Raw genomic sequence first — 19,630 nt, 5'->3', positions numbered from 1 at the left:
TGATCTATATTAATTTAAAAAATAATTCTAATGGTTAATCGACCACTCTGGGTTATATTCTTAATTCAAAAATAATCTTATCTGTTCATTAAAAATAAGAAAAACTAAGTTTCCTATAATTAAATAAGGACCAAAAGGAATTTGAGACGAAAGATCTTTTTTATTTTTAATTATATCTGGGACAACACTTAAAAGTGCAATGACAGATGAAAAAAATATTACAAAAGGAATTGAAGCCCATCCAAACCAAAAACCAATTACAGAAAGTAATTTAGCATCACCCAAACCCATTCCTTCTTTGTTTCTTAATTTTTTATAAGTAAAAATTATTAACCAAATGATTATGTAACCAAACAAACCACCTATTAAAGAGTTAACTAAATTTGGAAACAGAGTGGTATTTAAATTTGGATCAAATGATTTTAATAAACCAATTATCATAAGAGGGTATGTTAACTCATTTGGAATTATGAAATGTTTTAAATCAATAAAAAAAATAATCACAAAACAGATGCTTAAAATAAAAAAAAGAAGAGTAGTTAATGAAACTCCAAAGAAATGAAAAATTACTACAAAATTTATTGCTGATATTAATTCTACTAAAAAATATTTAATATTAATTTTAGCCGAACAACCTCTGCATTTTGCTTTTAAAAACAAATATGAAAATAATGGAATGTTATCGTGCCATTTAATTAGGGTTTTACAGGATGGACAGTGGGATCTTCCTGTTACAACGCTTATATCGTCAGGAATTCTATGGATACAAACGTTACTAAAGCTGCCCCATATACTTCCAAAGATAAATGCTATAAGATATAACACAACTTATAATTTAATTTTGGAGGACAGTTCTATGAAACCATCAATGCAATATTGTACAAGCATCATTGCGTCTGTAAGGTGTAAGTAGAAGTTAGGACTATGAATAATGAGTTCCATCAGTCTCAAAACTATCAAAAATTTAATGAATATCAATTTATAAATAACATGTTCTTTGGTGCTAAAAAAACAGAAACAATAAAAGTCGACAATACAAGCGTTAAAGACTTAGAATTGGTTACAAAAATGGGCCAGGAGTTTGCTAAAACTCTTGATTTAAAAGAAACACTACAAACTTCATTAGAGCTAATTATTAAAAGAATTAATGCTCAAGCTGCTAACATTTTTTTAATAGATAATGATAAGCAAAACTTTCAATGTATTGCATCAAAACACCAAGCATATCTAGAAGATTTTGAAATTCCAATTACTCAAGGTGTCATGGGAAAAGCAGCACTCATGAAACAATGTATAAGAGTTGGAGATGTTAGAAAGGATGTAAGAGAAATTGCAGAATTTTATTTTGATTTAGATAATAAAACAAATTTTACAACTTATTCTGTTTTATGTTCACCATTAATTGTTTCAGATGAATGTATTGGTGTTATTCATTGTTTAAATAAAAAAACAGACAACAAACTTTTTGAAGAAAGCGATAGAAAACTTTTAGAAACTTTATCTGGTCCTGCTGCATTAGCAATTAGAAATGCTAAGATGGCAAAAGATTTGATTGTTAAAAATAGAATAGAAAAAGAAATAGAAATTGTTGGAGAGATTCAAAAAACATTACTATCTCAAAACATTAAAGAAAATTTTCCTATTGCTGGAATAAATATTCCTGCCAAAGTTGTTTCTGGAGACTTTTATAATTTTTCAGAATTATCTAATGGAGTTTACGGATTTGGAGTTGCAGATGTTTCAGGTAAAGGAATTAAATCTTCATTACTAATGTCTAAAGCATCTAGTCTTTATAGATGTTTAAGTAAAACAAATTTTTCTGCAGCAGGTCTTTTAGATATTTTAAATACAGAAATTTGTGAAACTACTTCAAGAGGAATGTTTGTAACAATGCTGGTTGGAATTTACGATAGTAACAAAAAAGAATTAACTTTATCAAACGCTGGTCATGAACCTCCGTTAATTTATTCTAAAGATGGAAACTTTTCTAATTTTGAAGAAGCAGGACCTCCTTTAGGCATTGCTCCTAAGTTTAAATTTAAAGAAACCAAAATTAATTTTTCAAACAGCTCAATGTATATTTTTACTGATGGTATTACGGAAATAAGAGATGCTAAAGGAAGTATGTTAGAGGCAGAAGGATTTAAAGATTATATAAAAAAGTATCAACAAATTCCAAACCATGAAAGATTAAACAAGATTATCGAGGATATAATTAAATCTGGTCGAATACAAAAGGATGATTTAACAATTGTAACGGTTGATGGTTAATAATTATGGATAGATGTTTTTATTTACACTCTTTAAGATAGAGTAAAAATGTTTATGGGATAGTTTCCAGTTAATAAGAGTAATTACCCCCAGTTTCATGTAATAATTCTAATTTTGGGTCAAATATCTGATAATTAGAAATAAATCCTGCAATCCTAGTCAAATCTCTAATTTAGAGTGAAATCTCTCATAATTTGCTATAAATCCTATACTGGTAGTCAAATCTCTAATTTAGAGTGAAATCTCTCATAATTTGCCACAAATCAGATTTAATTAGTTAATTTGAGTTTAGTCCCCAGATTTAGGCTTTAACCATAATATAAATTGTATCAAAATCTAATATTGGCATCCGCAATAATCAACAATTTGATGGATCAATGTTAAAATTTATATATATTATCCCAAAGGGATGAGTGATGTAAGGCTGTTTGAGCTTTTGTTAATATTCATATTTATCTCTAACACACAGCATAAAAAATATAAATTATCTCTAACACATAGGATAAAAATTAAAATTATCTCTAACACAAATCAATAAATTTATTGAAAATATAAAAAATGTTGATTTTATTGACTTTTTTAAAAATATGATAATATTAATAATTATAACACAAAATAAATATAGCTCTAACACATTTTATGTTTTATATTCATAATATTAAAAACGTTGATTTTGCTTACTTTTTTAAAAAAGAATATTATGTTAATTTTCTAACACAAAATGAAATAATTTTTTTTTTTTAAATGTGTTAGAATAAAATTTTTGTGTTAGAGAAAAAAAAATAATTTTTTTTTTTATAAATTAGAATAATTCTAAAATTTGCAAAAAATATATTAGAATCTTTCTAAAGTAAAATAAAAATATATTAGAATCTTTCTAAAGAGAAAAAAAATAGTTTGGAATATTTCTAATGTAGGAAAAAAAAATATATTAGAATAATTCTAAACAAAAAAAATTAAAAAAATTATAACACAAATAAATTTTTCTCTCACACAAAAAAAATTTTCTCTCACACAAAAAACAATTAAAAGTTGTTTTAATAAAAAATAGCTATTTTACTTATTTTTTAAAAATAGAAAAAAATATTAAATTTCTAACACAATATAAAAAGATAAAATTATGATAAATGTGTTAGAGAAAATATTATTTAGAAAAAAATATCTTAAATTTAATTTTTTTCAATGATTTTAATAAACTGTTGATTTAATTGAATATTTTGTATTTCATTATTAAATTCAACCCATTTTGAACATAATGATTATAATCTTGTGTTAGAATTTTATTAATTTTGTGTTAGAGAATCAATTAACAATTTAAATATTAATTTTTATTTATAAGTTTTATGGACGAAGATAATAAAGATAAATTTGATTATAAAGAGGAAGATACTCTCAAGAGTGATCAGGAAAACCAATCTGAAAACGATTCAACTGATACTTTAAATCCTCAAGAAACTGATAATAATGAATCAGAAAAATCCAATGAAAATGATAATTTAACTGAAAATTCAGAAACTTTACAATCTCAAGATGAATCTGTTGAGCAAATTGTAAGTGCATCAAATACTAATAATGATGAAGAGACTTTAAAGAGTGATCAGGAAAACCAATCTGAAAACGATTCAACTGATACTTTAAATCCTCAAGAAACTGATAATAATGAATCAGAAAAATCCAATGAAAATGATAATTTAACTGAAAATTCAGAAACTTTACAATCTCAAGATGAATCTGTTGAGCAAAATGTAAGTGCATCAAATACTAATAATGATGAAGAGACTTTAAAGAGTGATCAGGAAAACCAATCTGAAAACGATTCAACTGATACTTTAAATCCTCAAGAAACTGATAATAATGAATCAGAAAAATCCAATGAAAATGATAATTTAACTGAAAATTCAGAAACTTTACAATCTCAAGATGAATCTGTTGAGCAAAATGTAAGTGCATCAAATACTAATAATGAGGAACAAAAAAAAGAGCATGAGGTAATTCATAAAAAAGATGGAAGACTACATATATATGTAAGGCAAGATAAATATAAAGGTGAACTTAAATCAAGAAACTGGGTAGGTAGACTTTATATTGATGGTAAACAAAAAATTTCATCTTCTGGAACAACAAATTTAGATGATGCAATACCAATTTTGGAAAAATGGTTTGATGATGTTCATGAAGAAAGTAAAAAATTAAAAATTGAAGAAAATATTAAGCCAGAAGAGGGTGAATCTTCACAAATTGATATTTCAACAACCAATCAAAGTAATAATGAAGCACAACCACAAACTTCAAGTGTTCCATTAAATGAAAACTCAGAAATATCTACCCAAGATCAGGTAAAAAGTAAATTATCAAATATTTTTGGAAAAATTAAGGAAATTAAAATTAAAAAACCAGATTTTGCTAAAAATATAAAAAAATCATCTTTTAATAATTCTAAAGTTGGAAATTATAAATCAAAAATACAAAATTTTTTCAAATCCAAATTAGGTAAATCTAGTGTTCAAGGCGAAGAAATAATTGGTATTGAGTTAGCAAATAAAGAAATAAGAATAGTCCAAGTTTCTAGTAACAAAGCTAATCAATGGGTGTTAGAAAAATTACATATTCACCCCGTCGACATTACAGATGATAGTACTCCAATTGATAATGCGGATAAATTTTCAGAAGAATTAGTATTAGCAATTCAAAAATACAAAATAACTTCACCAAATGCAGCAATTGCTATTCCGGTAACTAGTGCAATCATAAGAGTAGTCACCGCACCTTTAATGAAAGAAGATGAATTAAATAAAGCAATCGAAACTAATTCATTGTGGGAAAACCTAGTTCAACTAACAGATAGTTTGGAAGATTATTCTATTTTTCATCAAGTCATAAATAGAAATGATAAAGAAAATACAATGGATATTTTATTCGTTGCATCAAAATTAACTGATATAAATAGTTATACTTCAATAATTAAAAATGCAGGTTTAAATCCTGTAATCATAGATGTTAAATGTTTTGCTTTAAAGTCATCAGTTGATCAAGTTAATCAAATAACAAATAAAACTGAGGATGCCAATTTAACTGCTGTTTTAGAATTTGGATTAGATGAAAATTATTTAATGATCCTCTATAATAATAACCCAATAATAACTGATATTTTTATTAGAGGGCAAGATAGAAAAATTTTACAAGATTCCCAAGATACTGAAGAAAAAGAAGGATTAGTTAGAAGATATGTTACTCAAGTTAAGCAAGCAATTCAAGATTTTGAGACTAAATATGAAAAGAGAATTCGAAACATAAAAGTTGTTTCAGATATTAAAAATGTCGATGAATATTTAGGAAGTTTTAGAAAAATTTTAATGAATGTTGGATTTAACACTTTTGATCCCACAGAAGGATTAAAAATTCCAAGTCAGTATCAACAAATTTTAGATAATAAGTTAAATAGATCTTATCTATCTACTTCTGTTGGCTTAGCCTTTAGAAAACTTGATGTCTTTGGTTATTATAAATTTGTTACTGCAGTTAAAAATATAAATCTTCTTCCAGATAGATCAAATGTAATGAAGCAAAAGAAGATGAAAGCAATTTCAGGTTTTGCATTCAAGGGTATTACTGCTGCTGTAGTTGCAATTTATGTGGTATTATTTGGTTTATCTTTTTGGAATATTGTTTCCTATAATAATAAATTAAAACAATATGAAACTGTAAAAATAGATCATGCTAAAATTATTAAACAGAAAAAAATAGTTTCAAAAGAACTTAGTGTAATTAATACGTCTTTAAAATTAAGTAGAACACTTAAATCAAATAAAGAATTAACTTATAGAATTTTAGCTCAAGTAGCCTCAAGTGTTCCAAACCGTGTAAAATTTGATCAAGTTGAATTTAATGGATCTAGAAGATTAACTATTCAAGGAATAGCTGCAAGTGATCAAGATATTTTGAAATTTATAGAAAATTTAGGAAATCAAAAATTGGTTGAGCAAGCATCATTATCATCAATGCGATTACCAAAATCTACAGCAGGTGGTGCTACAATGAAAGGTTTTAGAGTGTTTGTAAAAATTAAAACAGGTAAAATATAGCAATGGATATAGATTTAAAAAATATTAACATGTCTGATATCAAGGATCAGATTACAAAATTAGCTGATAAAAAAACTCTTATAAAAATAGGAATAATCTTTGGTGCAATTGTTTTTTTCTTAATAATTTATTACGCAATTTTAAATCCAATGGTTGAGTCTAGAAAAGCTAAATTGGACGACATGAATTTGAAAATACAAGAAACTGCAAAATTTACTTCTGAAATTTATTCAATGAGAGCAAGAATTAAAAAACTTAAGCCTGATTATGAAAAATACTCTAGCTTGTTTCATTCTAAAGCTGAAGTAGAGGGTCTTTATCAAACATTAAGTGAATACGCCGGACAAAATGATCTAGTAATCACTAGAATTGAAAAAAAGGTAATTCAAGAAGTATTAAAAGCACAAGCCTTAGCCCAAGCAGACGGTAAAAAAACGAAAAAAAAGAAAAACAACCAAGTTAAAAATGTTGCAAATATTGCCTATTATTTGATCCCTGTTGATTTTGAAATTGATGGTAATTTTATTGGTTACATAAAATTTAAAAGAGCTCTATCGCTTTCTAACAAAATGTTAAACTTTGACAAAGAGTCTATTCAGGTGGTAAAAGGGAATACAACTGGAGCGATAAAAGTAAAAGGTACGTTAACAATAGTGGGGTTACCAAATGAATTTTTTTAAAATAATCATTATTTCAGTGTTTTTTATGTTGCTATCAAAAGTTTCCATGGCTGATAGTCATGATAAAGAGCAAAACATTATTGATAAAGCTAAAGAGATAAATAAAAAGATCAAAGAAAAACAGGCAAATTCACAATCGAATATTTCATCAGAAATTAAAGATGAAGAGCCTCTTCCATTAAACGATCCTTTTGCTGGAGATAGTTCATTAACTGGTGGTAATACAATTTTATCAAGTAATCCAGAAGAGGCACAAAATGAAATGAGCTTATATAAGTTTAAATTAGTTGGGATAATGACCTCTGCAAATGATGATGGGTTCGTATCTTTAATTAATTCAAGTGGAAATATAATTACTTTAGCTAGGTTTGAAGAATTAAGCCCTGGAGTAAAATTAGTTGGATTAAATAATAGAGAAGCAGTTTTTGAAAAAAATGAAAACTCTCTCTTAGTGATAAATTTTAATAATAAAATTACAGAAAGAACAAAATAATTATGAAATTTAAAAACAAAATATTATTTTTAATTTTACCTTTTTTATTTATTTTTTTAACAGGTTGTGCTGAAAAATTTGCTAAAAACACTGGTTCTTTTAAACACGACACCCCACTAATAAAAACTGATATCAAGAAAACTGGAAAACTAGAGGTTGAAAAAAGTGTAGAAATGGGACCAACTCCTGCTGAAGGTGATGTCATAAAGCTTAAAAAAAGAAAACAAATATCATCTGTTAAAGAGAGAAATTATTTATTAATTTCGGAAGATTTCAAATCTTTAAAACAAAATGTTTCTTTTAAATTTCAAGCTTTAGATTTTAAAGAAGCAATGAAATTAATGTCTGAAGTTGGTCAAATTAATATTTTAGTAGGTGACGATGTGGCAGGATCAATAAGTGCAGAGTTAGATAATGTTCCATGGGATAAAGCATTTAATGCATTATTAGATTTAAAAAATTATGCAGCAGACATAGATGTAGCAAGTAATATTATTAGAGTTTCAACTCCTGCTAATCTAACGTCACAAGAAGGTTATAAATCAGCGAGAGCTTCAGCAGTTAAGAAAAAAGTTGAATTAGAAGATTCAGTAGAACCAATTATTTCAGAAATTTTTAGACTTTATTATATAACCCCATCAGAAGCTAAAGCCACAATCACAGAATTATTTACATCTGTTGGAACGAATGGGAATTTTATACCAATACAAGTAACGGAAGAAGCAACCACAAGATCAATTATTGTTAGAGGTAAAGAGAAAGATTTAGATATCGTTGATAAAGTTATTCGAGAAATTGATAAAAGAACAAAACAAGTTTTAATAGAAGCTTTTATAGTTGAAGCTACTTCAACATTTGAGCAAAGTTTAGGAAAAAGACTTGGAGCTGCTTACACAAGAAAAAGTTTAAGAATGGGTGGTACACAAGGAGGTAGCAGTGTAGGAGCTGCATCAGGAACAGGGGCTGCATTATCTGATTCAACAGGTGCTTTTACAAGCGGTGCTGGAACAGATAATTTAGTAAATTTTGGGTCAGCTGCTGCAACAAGTGGAATTGGAATATTGAAAAAAACAGGTTCTGCTGTTTTAAAACTTGAACTTGATTTTTTAGAAGCTCAAGGCTTATCAAAAACAGTATCTAATCCAAAATTATTTACATTAGATAATCAACAAGCAAGTATTAATCAGGGTGAAACAATTTATATTGATGGTGGAGAAGGGGAAGATAAACCAGTTGATGCATCATTAAAACTGATAGTTACTCCTAATATCATAGGTGATGGAAACGTTATGCTTTCAATTCAAGTAAACAATGATACTCCAAATAGAGCAAATGCAGCATCAGTAGGTGTAAATAAAATGGAGATAAATACAAAATTATTAGTAGCTGATGGGGATATAGTTGTAATTGGTGGTATTAAAAAAAATAACGTAGCGAATAATAGACAAGGTGTTCCAGGAACGTCAAAAGTACCAATTCTAGGAAAAGTACTTAGTGGAAAATCAAATTCTGATACAATGAACGAGTTATTGGTATTTATCGCTCCAAGAATTTTATAATGTTTAAAATAAGTAGAGAGAGTGAAATTAATTTAGTTAATGTCTTAATTGATAATGACATTATTTCTGGAAAAGATTTAATAGATATTAAAAAAGTAAGCACTGAAAACAATAAATCTCAAATTGATGCAATATTTGAATTAAAGCTTACTGATGAAAAAAAAATAATTGATTTATTAATTAAAGAACAAAATCTAGAAATAATTGATCTAAAGTCAGTTGAAATTACTGAAGAAGTAAAAACAGTTTTACCATCAAACTATATTAAGATGAATTTTGTAGCACCATTTAAAATTGATGGAAAAACTTTACACATGGCAATCCCAGATAGTTCAAAATTGGGATTGATGCGAAATTTAAAAGCTATTACAAAAAAAAACATAGAACTTCATGCTGCAAAAATAGGTGATATTTCTGAATATATTGAAAGATTATCAAGTGAAACAGATGAAGTAACTATTGCGTCAATTCGAAATGAGAATAGGAGAAAAACAAAAACTTTTGAAACAGATTTAGGAGATGCAGGGGAAGTTTTAGACAATAAACCAGAAGAAGATATTGAAGCAATTGAAAATGAGTCAGAGGTAATCAAATTTAGTACAGCGGTGGTAGCAGATGCAATTAAAATGGGTGTTAGTGATATTCATATAGAGCCTTACCGATTTAGTTCAAGAGTAAGATATCGATTAGACGGTATGCTTCAAGAACAAGAAACCTATAGACAGTTTCTGCATGACAATTACGGGGCAGTAGTTACTCGATTTAAAATTATGGGTAAATTAGATATTGCAGAAAGAAGATTACCACAAGATGGAGCTATTAATTTTAAAATTGGTAATAAAGTAGTTGACTTACGTTTATCAATTTTACCTACTGCAAATAATGAGAGAATTGTTATGCGTATTCTTAACAAAGACGCGGGAGATATTACCCTTGAACAATTAAATTTTGAAAAGCAAGATTTAGAAAGTCTAAGAAAAGGAATTCACGGTAGTCAGGGATTAATTTTGGTAACTGGACCAACAGGATCTGGGAAATCAACAACGTTATATAGTATTTTAAAAGAAGTAAGTAAGCCCCATTTAAATATTTTAACAGCTGAAGATCCTGTGGAATATGAATTAGATGGTGTAGGACAAGTACAAATTAAAGATGATATCGGTTTTACCTTTGCTAAAGCTTTAAGATCTTTTTTAAGACAAGACCCTGAAATTATTCTAGTTGGTGAGATGAGGGATAAAGAAACAGTTGATATCGGATTAAAGGCTGCCCTTACAGGTCACTTAGTATTTAGTACTCTACACACTAATGACGCTCCAAGTACTATTACTAGATTACAAAACATGGGAACGCCAGATTATTTAATAAGTGCTGCCTGCCAACTTGTTGTAGCCCAAAGACTAGCTAGAAAAAATTGTAAAGATTGTAGAGTGCCTGATGATGATGTTAATCCTAAGGTTCTTAAAGATATGGGGTTTAGTGATGAAGACGCTTCAAAAGTAAAAGCCATCAAAGGTAAAGGTTGTGCAAAATGTAGTGACTCAGGATACAAAGGTCGACAAGGTATTTATGAAATCTTAGTGGTCTCAAAACCAATTAAAGAAGCTATTTTAAAACAAGCAACCACTCCTGAATTAAGAGAAATAGCTATTAAGGAAGGATTTAGAACGATGCAAGATATGGGTAGAAGAATGATTGCATCTGGTGAGCTTAATTTTAGAGAGTATGAGAGAATTCTTTCAAGCGAATAAAAATGGAAGCTTTTACTTATAAAGGAATATCCGAAGGTAAATATGTAGAAGGAGATATTGAGGCAATCAACCTTGATGAAGCTTCTCATTTATTAAAAGAAAAAAAAGTAATAATCACCAACATAATTAAGTCTAAGAAAAAAAAAGGTGAAGCAAAAAAAAAATCAGGTGGCTCATCTCTTTTTGGGAAAAAAAAAGTTAAAGTAGAAGAAATTCTTATATTCTCAAAGCAATTTGCAACCATGGTTAAGGCGGGCTTACCTATTTTGCAGGTTTTAATAATGTTAAGGGACCAATTAGAAAGTCCTGCTCTTAAAGACATTATAGAAGATATTAGAAAAAGTTTAGAAGGGGGTGTGAACCTATCAAAATGTTTTGAAAAATATCCTCAATATTTTGATAATATTTATGTCAACTTGATTAAAGCTGGTGAAGCAAGTGGTAAGCTAGATGTATTTTTACTTAAAATAGTAGATTCATTAGAGAAAAAAGAAAAGATTAAGAAAAAAATTAAGGGAGCTTTAATGTATCCAGCGATCATGTTTACGGTAGCGATTACTGTAAGTGCTTTTATGTTGATTAAAGTAGTTCCAGTATTTGCAAAAATGTACGATGGAATGGGCTTAGAATTACCCGCTGCAACAGCAACCATCATGGCAATGAGTGATTTTTTAAGTGGTACAGGTGGAAAAGTAATCCTGTTTGGTGGAATAGGCGGATATTTCGGGTTTAATTTTATTGTAAAAAGAAATGCTGCAATTCGTTTTAGATGGCATAAACAAATTTTAAAATTACCTATTTTTGGAGATATGATCTTAAAATCTCTACTGGCAAGAATTGCATTGATTTTGGGTAATTTAAGTGCAGCAGGTGTAAATTTATTAGAGAGTTTAGAAATTGCAAAATCAGTTAGTAATAATGATGTGATAACTGATGCACTAGAGAGTGTAAAAAAAGGTGTGTTCTCTGGTGATACCTTAACAAAACTTTTTTTAAAAGAACCACTCTTCCCACCAACTTTTAGTCAATTAATTTCTGTCGGAGAACAAACAGGTCAATTAGATGAAATGTTTAATTCAGTATCTGCTTATTATGAAGAAGAATTTGATACGACAGTCGATAACATGTCTGCTTTAATTGAACCTATCATGATTGTTTTCATGGGAGTAATGATTGGTGGTTTAATGATAGCCATGTACTCACCAATATTTAACGTGGGTGCTTTAATTAACTAATTTTTAATTTTTTGGTTAAAACTAAATTATTAATCCAGGGTTCTTTTCCTGGTTCAAAATTAATTGAATCCATAATTTGTTGAATAAAAAATGTTCCTAGTCCACCTGGTTTAATATCATCGATTGCTCTATGCTTAACTTTGCTTTTTTCTACTGGTTTACCTTTATCAAAGAAAGAAATCTCTAGAACATCATCACTACAAGATATTCTTACAACCATTTTATCTTGAGTATCAGGCATATCTTTATATGCATGTTTAACTATATTTTGTGCAGCTTCAGCAATCGCTAAAACTAACTCTTCTCTTAAATCTTCATCAATTTTAAATTTTTCAAAAACATCTCTAGAAAAAGCTCTGACATCTTTCAAACTTGCTGAGCTAACTAAAAAATCTTTTTTTTCTGAACGATTAAAGTTTTCTAAACTCATAATTTATTTACTCCAAATTTAAAATTTGTTCTAACTTTGCCATCATGATTACTTTTAAAACAGATTTACTCACATCTTTAATGACAAGCTTGGTTCCCTTCTCAAGGGCTTTTTGATGACTTTCTATTAAAACTGAAATACCAGAAGAATCCATGTATTGAACATTACTTAGATTTAAAGCAACATTTTTACCAGAGTCGATAACAGGAAAGATAACTCCCTTAACTTCATCCGTTTTATCCATGTCTATTTCACCATCTAAAAATATGGTGCTTATATTGTCTTCTTCTGTAATTTTGTATGTCATAAAAACTTTCTTGCCATTGCTAGAACTTTTTCAACAGGTTGACTAACCTCTTTAAGTTCAACTTTAGTATTTTTCTCTCGAGCTCTTTGATTGCTTTCTATAATTATCGATATACCAGAAGAGTCCATGTAGGGTACATCTTTTAAATTTAAATGAACTTCTTTTCCAGCATCAATTAAAGGAAAAACAATTTCTCTTACCTCATCTGCAACATCCATATCTATTTCTCCAGTAAGAAAAACAGTGCTTACATTTTCATTATCTGTAACTTTATATTTCATATTTTATTTACTATTTATAGCTATTAACAAAAATAAGAAACAAGTAAACCCAATATGGTCAATTATCTTTGATTATTATTTAATATAATAAGATTTTTAGTTTACATCATCAATAATTATAATAAATTTAATAATAATAACTAATAACAGAGGAAATTATGAAAAATAATAAAGGTTTTACACTTATTGAATTGCTAGTTGTTGTAGCAATTATAGGTATTTTAGCTGCGGTAGGTGTTGTTGCTTACAATGGTTACACTAAGAGTGCAAAAATTAATGCTTCTAAATCAAACCAAGGGGCAGTAACAAAATATTTAGCTGCTGAAATTCAAAAATGTAACATGGGTACAGAGTCTACTGCAATGAGTGGAAACTTAACATGTTCAGGCAGAACAGAAGCTTTAATCATGAGTGGTGCTGTTGCTGCACTAGCAGATTTTAAAAACACATACACGCCAGTTTGTAAAGGAGTAACAGACGGTAGTACTGTGCCAACGGCTTCAGATGGTAGTACAACATGTCTAGCATCAGGAAAAGGTGTTACAACAATAACAGGGGATGATGCTGGAACTATTACCGTTTCAACACAGTATGGTGACGACGCAACTGTTGACGTACTAACTAATGCTGTTGCAATAGAATAATCATCTCGATTGCAAGAAACAAAAAAAATAAAAATTAAAAGCTCACTAGGGTTTTCCCTGGTTGAGCTTTTAGTTGTGGTAGCAATAATTGGTATTTTAGCTTCTGTAGGAGTTATTACTTACAGCGGTTATATTTCAGGCACTAAAGAAAAATCTGCAAAAAATGTGATGCTACAAATATCACTAGCTCAAACAGAAGAATATTCAAATAGTGGAAGTTATTACACGCAGGACGATGATAGCTGTACACCTTCTTCATCAACATCTAATGATATTGAAACAATTTTATTTGGTGGAGGAGATCAAATTGGTAAAGACATGGGTTATGAAATTTGTGTTGCAAGCATAGGTTCTTCAAATTTTAATATAATTGCTAAAGAAATCGATGGAGCTTGCCAATTAATCCTTAGTCGTAACGGCAATTTTACTAGAGGCGATGATTGCTAAAAAAATTAGCTAACCACCCATAATGGATAGTTTTACAGTTTCAAATTAAATATTCTTGTATAAATTGATGATGTGAAAAAAATTATTTTAATATTCTTGCTTATACCGTTATTAAATAATTGCGGTCCATATTCTGCAGTACTTGGGCCAAGCTTAACTCTAGTTAACTCTGGAAGTATTTTACAAGCTTCAGCATCTTATGCTGGCTCCTCAACAATGAAAAAATTTAAAAAAGATTATATTAATGAATTAAATGTAGAAAAAATTTGTCCAACGGTTCATTCTAGTGAGTTAAATGAAATTTTTTTTGAAACTATAGATCATATGGATTGTTATTTTGATCCAATGAGTATTCATAGATAATATATAAATTATTCAAGAAATATAGATATTTGAGTTCATCTTAATCAAAAAGGCTCATTTTGGGCGATTGACGAATTTTAAAATGAATTGATGCGTGATAGCTTTGACTTATAATTAACAATAGGAAAAACTATGTTCAAAAAATATATACTATTTTTAGGTTTTGTTTTATTTTCAACCAATTTATTTGCAGCTCAAACTCAAATTGCCCAAGTAAATGGAATGATGTGTATTAAATGCCAAAAAATGGTAACTAAAGCACTTCAAGCAGCTAGCCCATCTGCTACTGTTAAAGTCTCATGGCCAGAAGGTGTTGCGGTATCATCTTACCCTGATAAATCTGATTTATCTAATGAAGATTATAAAAAAGCAATCCTTGGAACCGGCTTTGAAGTTATTAAAGTGGTGAGTGTTGATAAGATTATTACTGATGCTGGTGAAGCTAGAAAATTAGTAGATTAATTAAAATAAAATTATGACTGCAGCTGATACTCAGATATTGCTCAATAAGCTGCAGTCCAACATAAATCAATTAGAGCTTACTAATAAGGGAGCTTTAAATGCATTAGAATTTCGCTTAGATGCAATCTTACAAGCAAATTTAGATACCTTTTGGCTTTTAATTTGTGCAATCCTTGTTTTTTTAATGCAGGCAGGCTTTATGTGTTTAGAGACTGGTTTGTCTCGGAACAAGAACAGTATTAACGTTGCCCTTAAAAATGTTTCAGACTTTGGAATATCTGTTGTAGTTTTTTGGGCGTTTGGTTTCGCATTAATGTATGGAACCAGTGTATCAGGACTGTTTGGTACCAAATTTTTTTTCTTCACCACTAAGGTTGCAGGCTATCAAACATATTTTGTCTTCCAAGCAATGTTTGTTGCAACAGCTGCAACTATTATCTCAGGTGCAGTTGCAGAAAGATTAAAGTTTTTCTCATATATAATTATTACATTATTAGTTTCTGGCCTCTTTTATCCAATTGTAGGTCACTGGTCTTGGGCATTTAATTTTGAAAATCCTGATCAAAAATTTGGTTGGTTAGGTCAATTAGGATATTTAGATTTTGCAGGTGCATCCGTTGTACACTCTGTAGGAGGATGGATTGCTTTATCAGTATTACTGGTAGTTGGTAACCGTACTGGAAGATTTAGAGAAGATGATAAAAAAAAATCTTTTCAAGGAAGTAATACACCAATGGCAGCTTTAGGTGCTTTAATTTTGTGGTTTGGTTGGTTTGGATTTAATGGAGGTGCTAATGGTGCAATGGATTTAAAAATTCCATTAATTTTAATTAATACTTTTTTATCAGCATCCTTTGGACTTATTTTCTCAAGTGTTATGGGTATCATTGTTTTAAAAAAACCAGAGCCATTATTTATGATCACGGGTCCCCTTGCTGGACTAGTTTCAATAACTGCTTCTTGTGCTTATGTTGATCCCACTCATGCAATTATAATAGGAAGTATTGGTGGAATTATTTCAGGCTCAACAATTGTATTACTTGAAAAAATTAAAATTGATGATGTGGTTAGTGCAATACCAGTTCACTTAGCATGTGGAATTTGGGGAACTATTGCAGTTGCTTTGTTTGCAAATTTTGAATTGATGGGTGTTGAAAAAACAAGATTAGAACAAATATATATTCAACTAATTGGCATAAGTTCAATTGGTGCTTTTTGTTTCATTGGTTCTTATTTAATATTAAAAACTATTAATTCATTTTTCCCTCTAAGAGTAAGTAAAATTCATGAAGAACTTGGTTTAAATATTTCAGAACACAATGCATCAACGGACACGCACGAATTACTTGAGGTATTAACTAATCAAGCAAAATCAGACAATTATTCAAGCCGCGCACCACAAGATCCTTTTACTGAAAGTGGAATTATTGGCACGCAATATAATGTCATAATGAACAAATTGGAACAAAGTGAAAAGCAAAAAAACAAATGGAAGAATAGAGTTTCTAAAGAAATTAAACTTGCAATGAATGTTCAGCAACGATTAATGCCAAAAAGAGATATAGAAAACTATCCAATATTTGGATTAAATATTCCTGCAAGAGAAATCTCGGGAGATTTTTATGATTTTTACCTTCATGATGATGAGGTGTATTTCACCCTATCTGATGTTTCAGGAAAAGGGGTGAATGCAGGAATGGTTATGGCAAAAGCTATTACTTTATTTAAGATCTTCGCTAAGCAAAAATTTAAGCCTAACGAAATTTTATTAGAGATGAATAATGATTTGAAAGAAACTAATCCTGTTGGTACCTTTATTACTTCAATTGTTGGAAGATATAATTTGAAAACAGATTTAGTTGAAATTGCAAATGCTGGACATCAGCCAACTTTATTAAAAGTGGGTAAAGATTTTAAAGAATATCCTTCAAGCTCAATGCCTTTGGCAGTGATTAAGCACAAAGATGAAAGTGTTTATCAATTAGAAAGCTTTAAATTAAATGGTGGACGAATTTACTGTTTTACAGATGGATTTTCAGAATGCTTGGATGAAAATAAACAAGAAATTGGAATTGATGGTGTAAAAGAATTAATTTTAAAACACACAAACTCTTCATTACAAAAAGAATTAACAAGTGCGACAGAAGAAATTCGTTTAAAAAGTTTAAAAAAAGAAATTGTGGAAGATGGTGTTAAAAAAGATAACGATATTCTTGATGATGATTTAACAATTATTGCAATTGGTAAATAAGAAATTTTAAGAGTTATTATTAATTTTAGCTAATTAATCGCATCTATAACGATTGATAAATTTTAAAATAAATTTAAAGATGATATTTATAAATTGATAGAAAATGGAAAGTATTAGTTTGGAATCTGTAAAATCGTTTGTTGATACTCTTTGGGTTATTGATTGTGCGATATTAGTTTTCATCATGCAAGCTGGTTTCATGTGTATGGAAACTGGTCTTTCACGACACAAAAATAGTATTAACGTTGCTCTTAAGAATGCTGCTGATTTTGGTTTATCAGTTGTAGTTTTTTGGATTTTTGGTTTCGGCTTAATGTTTGGGACAAGTTATAATGGTTTTTTTGGAACAGATCTTTTTTTCTTTAAAACCGAAAAAGCTGATTACATGACATATTTTGTGTTCCAAGCCATGTTTGTTGCAACTGCTGCAACAATAGTTTCTGGAGCTGTGGCTGAAAGAATGAAATTTAATGGATATTTAATAATAACGATAATTGCAACTGGCATAATTTATCCAATTGTTGGTCATTGGGCCTGGTCATCCAGTTATCTAAATAATATGAATGATACTGTAATGCAGTTATCGGCTGTTACGGGAGAAATTAAAAATACTGGATGGTTAACAGAACTTGGTTTTGTTGATTTTGCTGGTAGCACTATTGTTCATTCTGTTGGAGGATGGATTGCACTTGCTGCTGTATTAATTTTAGGGCCAAGAATTGGTAAATATTCTGAGTCTAATAAAGGTAAATTTACTGGCTCTAGTTTTCCGTTAGCCGTTTTAGGAACCTTAATTTTATGGTTTGGTTGGTTTGGTTTTAATGGCGGAAGTAATGGAGCAATGGATGAAACAGTGCCATTAATATTGATAAATACATTTCTTTCTGCTGCTTTTGGGTTGTTAACTGGACTAGGTATTTCATTTTTATTATTTAAAAAACCAGATCCATTTTATGTAATATTAGGTCCTCTTGCAGGATTGGTTGCTATAACAGCTGGTTGTAATTCAATGACATCAGTTACGGCAATTTTTGTTGGTATTATTGGTGCAATCGTAGCAATTTTTATAAATGAACTGTTAAACAAATATGAGATAGATGATGTCGTAGGTGCAGTGCCAGTTCATTTAGGAGCAGGTGTATGGGGAACTATTTCAGTTGGTTTGTTCAGTGATTTAGAAAAATTAGGAACAGGACTTACAAGGTTAGAGCAAATTGAAGTCCAGGTTATAGGAATATTAGCAATTGGTGCTTTCGCATTTTTTGGATCTTATATTATTTTAAAAATTTTAAATTATTTTTATCCATTAAGAGTAACTCCTTTACAAGAGGAATTAGGATTAAATATTGCTGAACATAATGCAGTTTCAGTAGAACATGATTTAATTTCAATCCTTGAAAAACAGTCTGAAAGTGGAGATCTCTCTGTTAGAGGCCCACAAGATCCTTTCACTGCAGGAGGGGTAATAGGACTTTATTATAATAAATTGATGAACAAGCTTGAGGTTAGCGAAAATGAAAAAGAAAAGTGGCGAAGTAGAATTTCCAAAGAAATAAATTTGGCTGTAAAAGTTCAAGAAAATTTTTTACCAAAAAGAGATTTACAAAATTATCCTGTGCAAGGAATTAATATTGCTTCGAGAGAAGTTTCAGGTGATTTTTTTAGTTTTTATCCCCATAATGATAGTATTAATTTTATAATTGCAGATGTAGCAGGTAAGGGAGTTCATGCTGGAATGGTGATGGCAAAAGCCTCTACTTTATTTGAAGTCATGTCAAGAGATCAGGTAGATCCAGATGAAATGATGCTTCATATGAATAACGATTTATTTCTCACCAAAACATCAGGCATGTTTGTGACATGTGTTCTTGGAAAATATGATTTAATTACCAAAGAAGTTTCATGGGTAAATGCGGGACATCAACCAGCTATCATTAGAGACAAAAATGGTAAATACCAAAATTTTGATAGTGAAGCGCCGCCGATGGGGGTTATTCACCAAAAAAATAAATCAATTTATAAAATTAATAAACAAGTTTTAAATGGAAACAAATTTTATGTTTTTACAGATGGATTGTCTGAAAGTTTAAATGCTGAAGGACAAGAAATAGGTATTGAAGGTTCAATTGAAATAATTGAAGATAACTACACAAAAGATTCGAAGAAACACTTATCAGATATTAGTAAAAAAATAATTGACAGCTCTAAATCTGGAAAATTAAGTGATGATCTTACTTTAATATCAATTGGATAGTTTTTGCTTTTTTTAAACACCATCTTTTAAAAGATAAAAATCTTATAATTTCTTAAGCATCTTAGTGTATTTAGAATAAATCTTTATTAGTTCTTTAATCGAATTAACTTTAATATTTGT

17 protein-coding genes are annotated in these 19,630 nt (G+C 29.3%); 13 read left to right on the top strand and 4 right to left on the bottom strand.

Annotated elements, in window-relative coordinates; translation table 11 throughout:
* Positions 1–60: 60 nt before the first annotated feature.
* The gene (locus tag AC5SML_RS05415) at positions 61–825 is read right to left on the bottom strand and encodes a prepilin peptidase (protein ID WP_027307142.1); all 765 of its coding nucleotides are present in this window, start codon (positions 823–825) and stop codon (positions 61–63) included.
* 99 nt (positions 826–924) lie between these two features.
* Between AC5SML_RS05415 and AC5SML_RS05410 the strand changes: the two genes are divergently transcribed.
* From AC5SML_RS05410 to AC5SML_RS05380, 7 genes are all read left to right on the top strand, one after another.
* Positions 925–2,271 carry a GAF domain-containing SpoIIE family protein phosphatase gene (locus tag AC5SML_RS05410; RefSeq protein WP_006997844.1) on the top strand — a complete coding sequence of 449 codons (1,347 nt, stop codon included), beginning with the start codon at positions 925–927 and terminating at the stop codon, positions 2,269–2,271.
* A gap of 1,343 nt (positions 2,272–3,614) precedes the next feature.
* Positions 3,615–6,353: a pilus assembly protein PilM gene (pilM, locus tag AC5SML_RS05405; protein ID WP_494616994.1), complete on the top strand. Its 2,739-nt coding sequence runs from the start codon at positions 3,615–3,617 to the stop codon at positions 6,351–6,353.
* Between the two features lie 2 nt (positions 6,354–6,355).
* Positions 6,356–7,033 (top strand): hypothetical protein, encoded by a 678-nt coding sequence (locus tag AC5SML_RS05400; RefSeq protein ID WP_006997846.1) that lies wholly within the window; start codon positions 6,356–6,358, stop codon positions 7,031–7,033.
* Complete coding sequence (locus AC5SML_RS05395; RefSeq protein WP_006997847.1) at positions 7,020–7,526, top strand: hypothetical protein; 507 nt, start codon at positions 7,020–7,022, stop codon at positions 7,524–7,526. The genes AC5SML_RS05400 and AC5SML_RS05395 overlap by 14 nt, the downstream gene beginning before the upstream one ends.
* Positions 7,527–7,528: 2 nt before the next feature.
* Complete coding sequence (locus tag AC5SML_RS05390) at positions 7,529–9,085, top strand: secretin GspD/PilQ domain-containing protein (RefSeq protein WP_006997848.1); 1,557 nt, start codon at positions 7,529–7,531, stop codon at positions 9,083–9,085.
* Positions 9,085–10,836, top strand: coding sequence for a GspE/PulE family protein (locus AC5SML_RS05385; RefSeq protein ID WP_006997849.1), 1,752 nt, complete (start codon positions 9,085–9,087; stop codon positions 10,834–10,836). The genes AC5SML_RS05390 and AC5SML_RS05385 overlap by 1 nt, the downstream gene beginning before the upstream one ends.
* Positions 10,837–10,838: 2 nt before the next feature.
* Entirely contained in the window at positions 10,839–12,071 is a 1,233-nt protein-coding gene (locus AC5SML_RS05380) for a type II secretion system F family protein (protein WP_006997850.1), read from the top strand.
* On the opposite strand, the gene AC5SML_RS05375 is transcribed toward AC5SML_RS05380, so the two are convergent.
* The 3 genes from AC5SML_RS05375 to AC5SML_RS05365 are packed head-to-tail and all read right to left on the bottom strand — an operon-like array spanning position 12,064 to position 13,089.
* The gene (locus tag AC5SML_RS05375; protein WP_027307138.1) at positions 12,064–12,501 is read right to left on the bottom strand and encodes an ATP-binding protein; all 438 of its coding nucleotides are present in this window, start codon (positions 12,499–12,501) and stop codon (positions 12,064–12,066) included. The two genes, AC5SML_RS05380 and AC5SML_RS05375, sit on opposite strands and share 8 nt — an antisense overlap.
* A 7-nt stretch (positions 12,502–12,508) precedes the next feature.
* Positions 12,509–12,808 (bottom strand): STAS domain-containing protein, encoded by a 300-nt coding sequence (locus tag AC5SML_RS05370; protein ID WP_006997852.1) that lies wholly within the window; start codon positions 12,806–12,808, stop codon positions 12,509–12,511.
* Positions 12,805–13,089 carry an STAS domain-containing protein gene (locus tag AC5SML_RS05365; RefSeq protein WP_006997853.1) on the bottom strand — a complete coding sequence of 95 codons (285 nt, stop codon included), beginning with the start codon at positions 13,087–13,089 and terminating at the stop codon, positions 12,805–12,807. The genes AC5SML_RS05370 and AC5SML_RS05365 overlap by 4 nt, the downstream gene beginning before the upstream one ends.
* 158 nt (positions 13,090–13,247) lie before the next feature.
* On the opposite strand from AC5SML_RS05365, the gene AC5SML_RS05360 reads away from it, so the two are divergent.
* The 6 genes from AC5SML_RS05360 to amt (AC5SML_RS05335) all read left to right on the top strand — a co-directional run bounded on the left by AC5SML_RS05360 (position 13,248) and on the right by amt (AC5SML_RS05335) (position 19,510).
* Positions 13,248–13,733 carry a prepilin-type N-terminal cleavage/methylation domain-containing protein gene (locus AC5SML_RS05360; protein ID WP_011281445.1) on the top strand — a complete coding sequence of 162 codons (486 nt, stop codon included), beginning with the start codon at positions 13,248–13,250 and terminating at the stop codon, positions 13,731–13,733.
* Between the two features lie 9 nt (positions 13,734–13,742).
* Positions 13,743–14,180, top strand: a complete 438-nt coding sequence (locus AC5SML_RS05355; protein ID WP_494616992.1) for a type IV pilin protein — start codon at positions 13,743–13,745, stop codon at positions 14,178–14,180.
* Between the two features lie 72 nt (positions 14,181–14,252).
* Complete coding sequence (locus tag AC5SML_RS05350; protein ID WP_494616990.1) at positions 14,253–14,543, top strand: hypothetical protein; 291 nt, start codon at positions 14,253–14,255, stop codon at positions 14,541–14,543.
* A 132-nt stretch (positions 14,544–14,675) separates the two neighbouring features.
* Complete coding sequence (locus tag AC5SML_RS05345) at positions 14,676–15,005, top strand: heavy-metal-associated domain-containing protein (protein WP_011281442.1); 330 nt, start codon at positions 14,676–14,678, stop codon at positions 15,003–15,005.
* A 13-nt stretch (positions 15,006–15,018) separates the two neighbouring features.
* On the top strand, positions 15,019–17,256 hold the full coding sequence (amt, locus tag AC5SML_RS05340) for an ammonium transporter (protein ID WP_027307136.1): 2,238 nt from the start codon (positions 15,019–15,021) through the stop codon (positions 17,254–17,256).
* A 118-nt stretch (positions 17,257–17,374) separates the two neighbouring features.
* Entirely contained in the window at positions 17,375–19,510 is a 2,136-nt protein-coding gene (gene amt / locus AC5SML_RS05335; RefSeq protein ID WP_011281440.1) for an ammonium transporter, read from the top strand.
* The last annotated feature ends 120 nt before the right edge of the window (positions 19,511–19,630 follow it).

The sequence above is a fragment of the Candidatus Pelagibacter sp. PS_17 genome, from assembly GCF_059417945.1.
The sequence above is the reverse complement of the archived record's forward strand: the minus strand, read 5'-3'. Positions and strand labels throughout refer to the sequence as shown.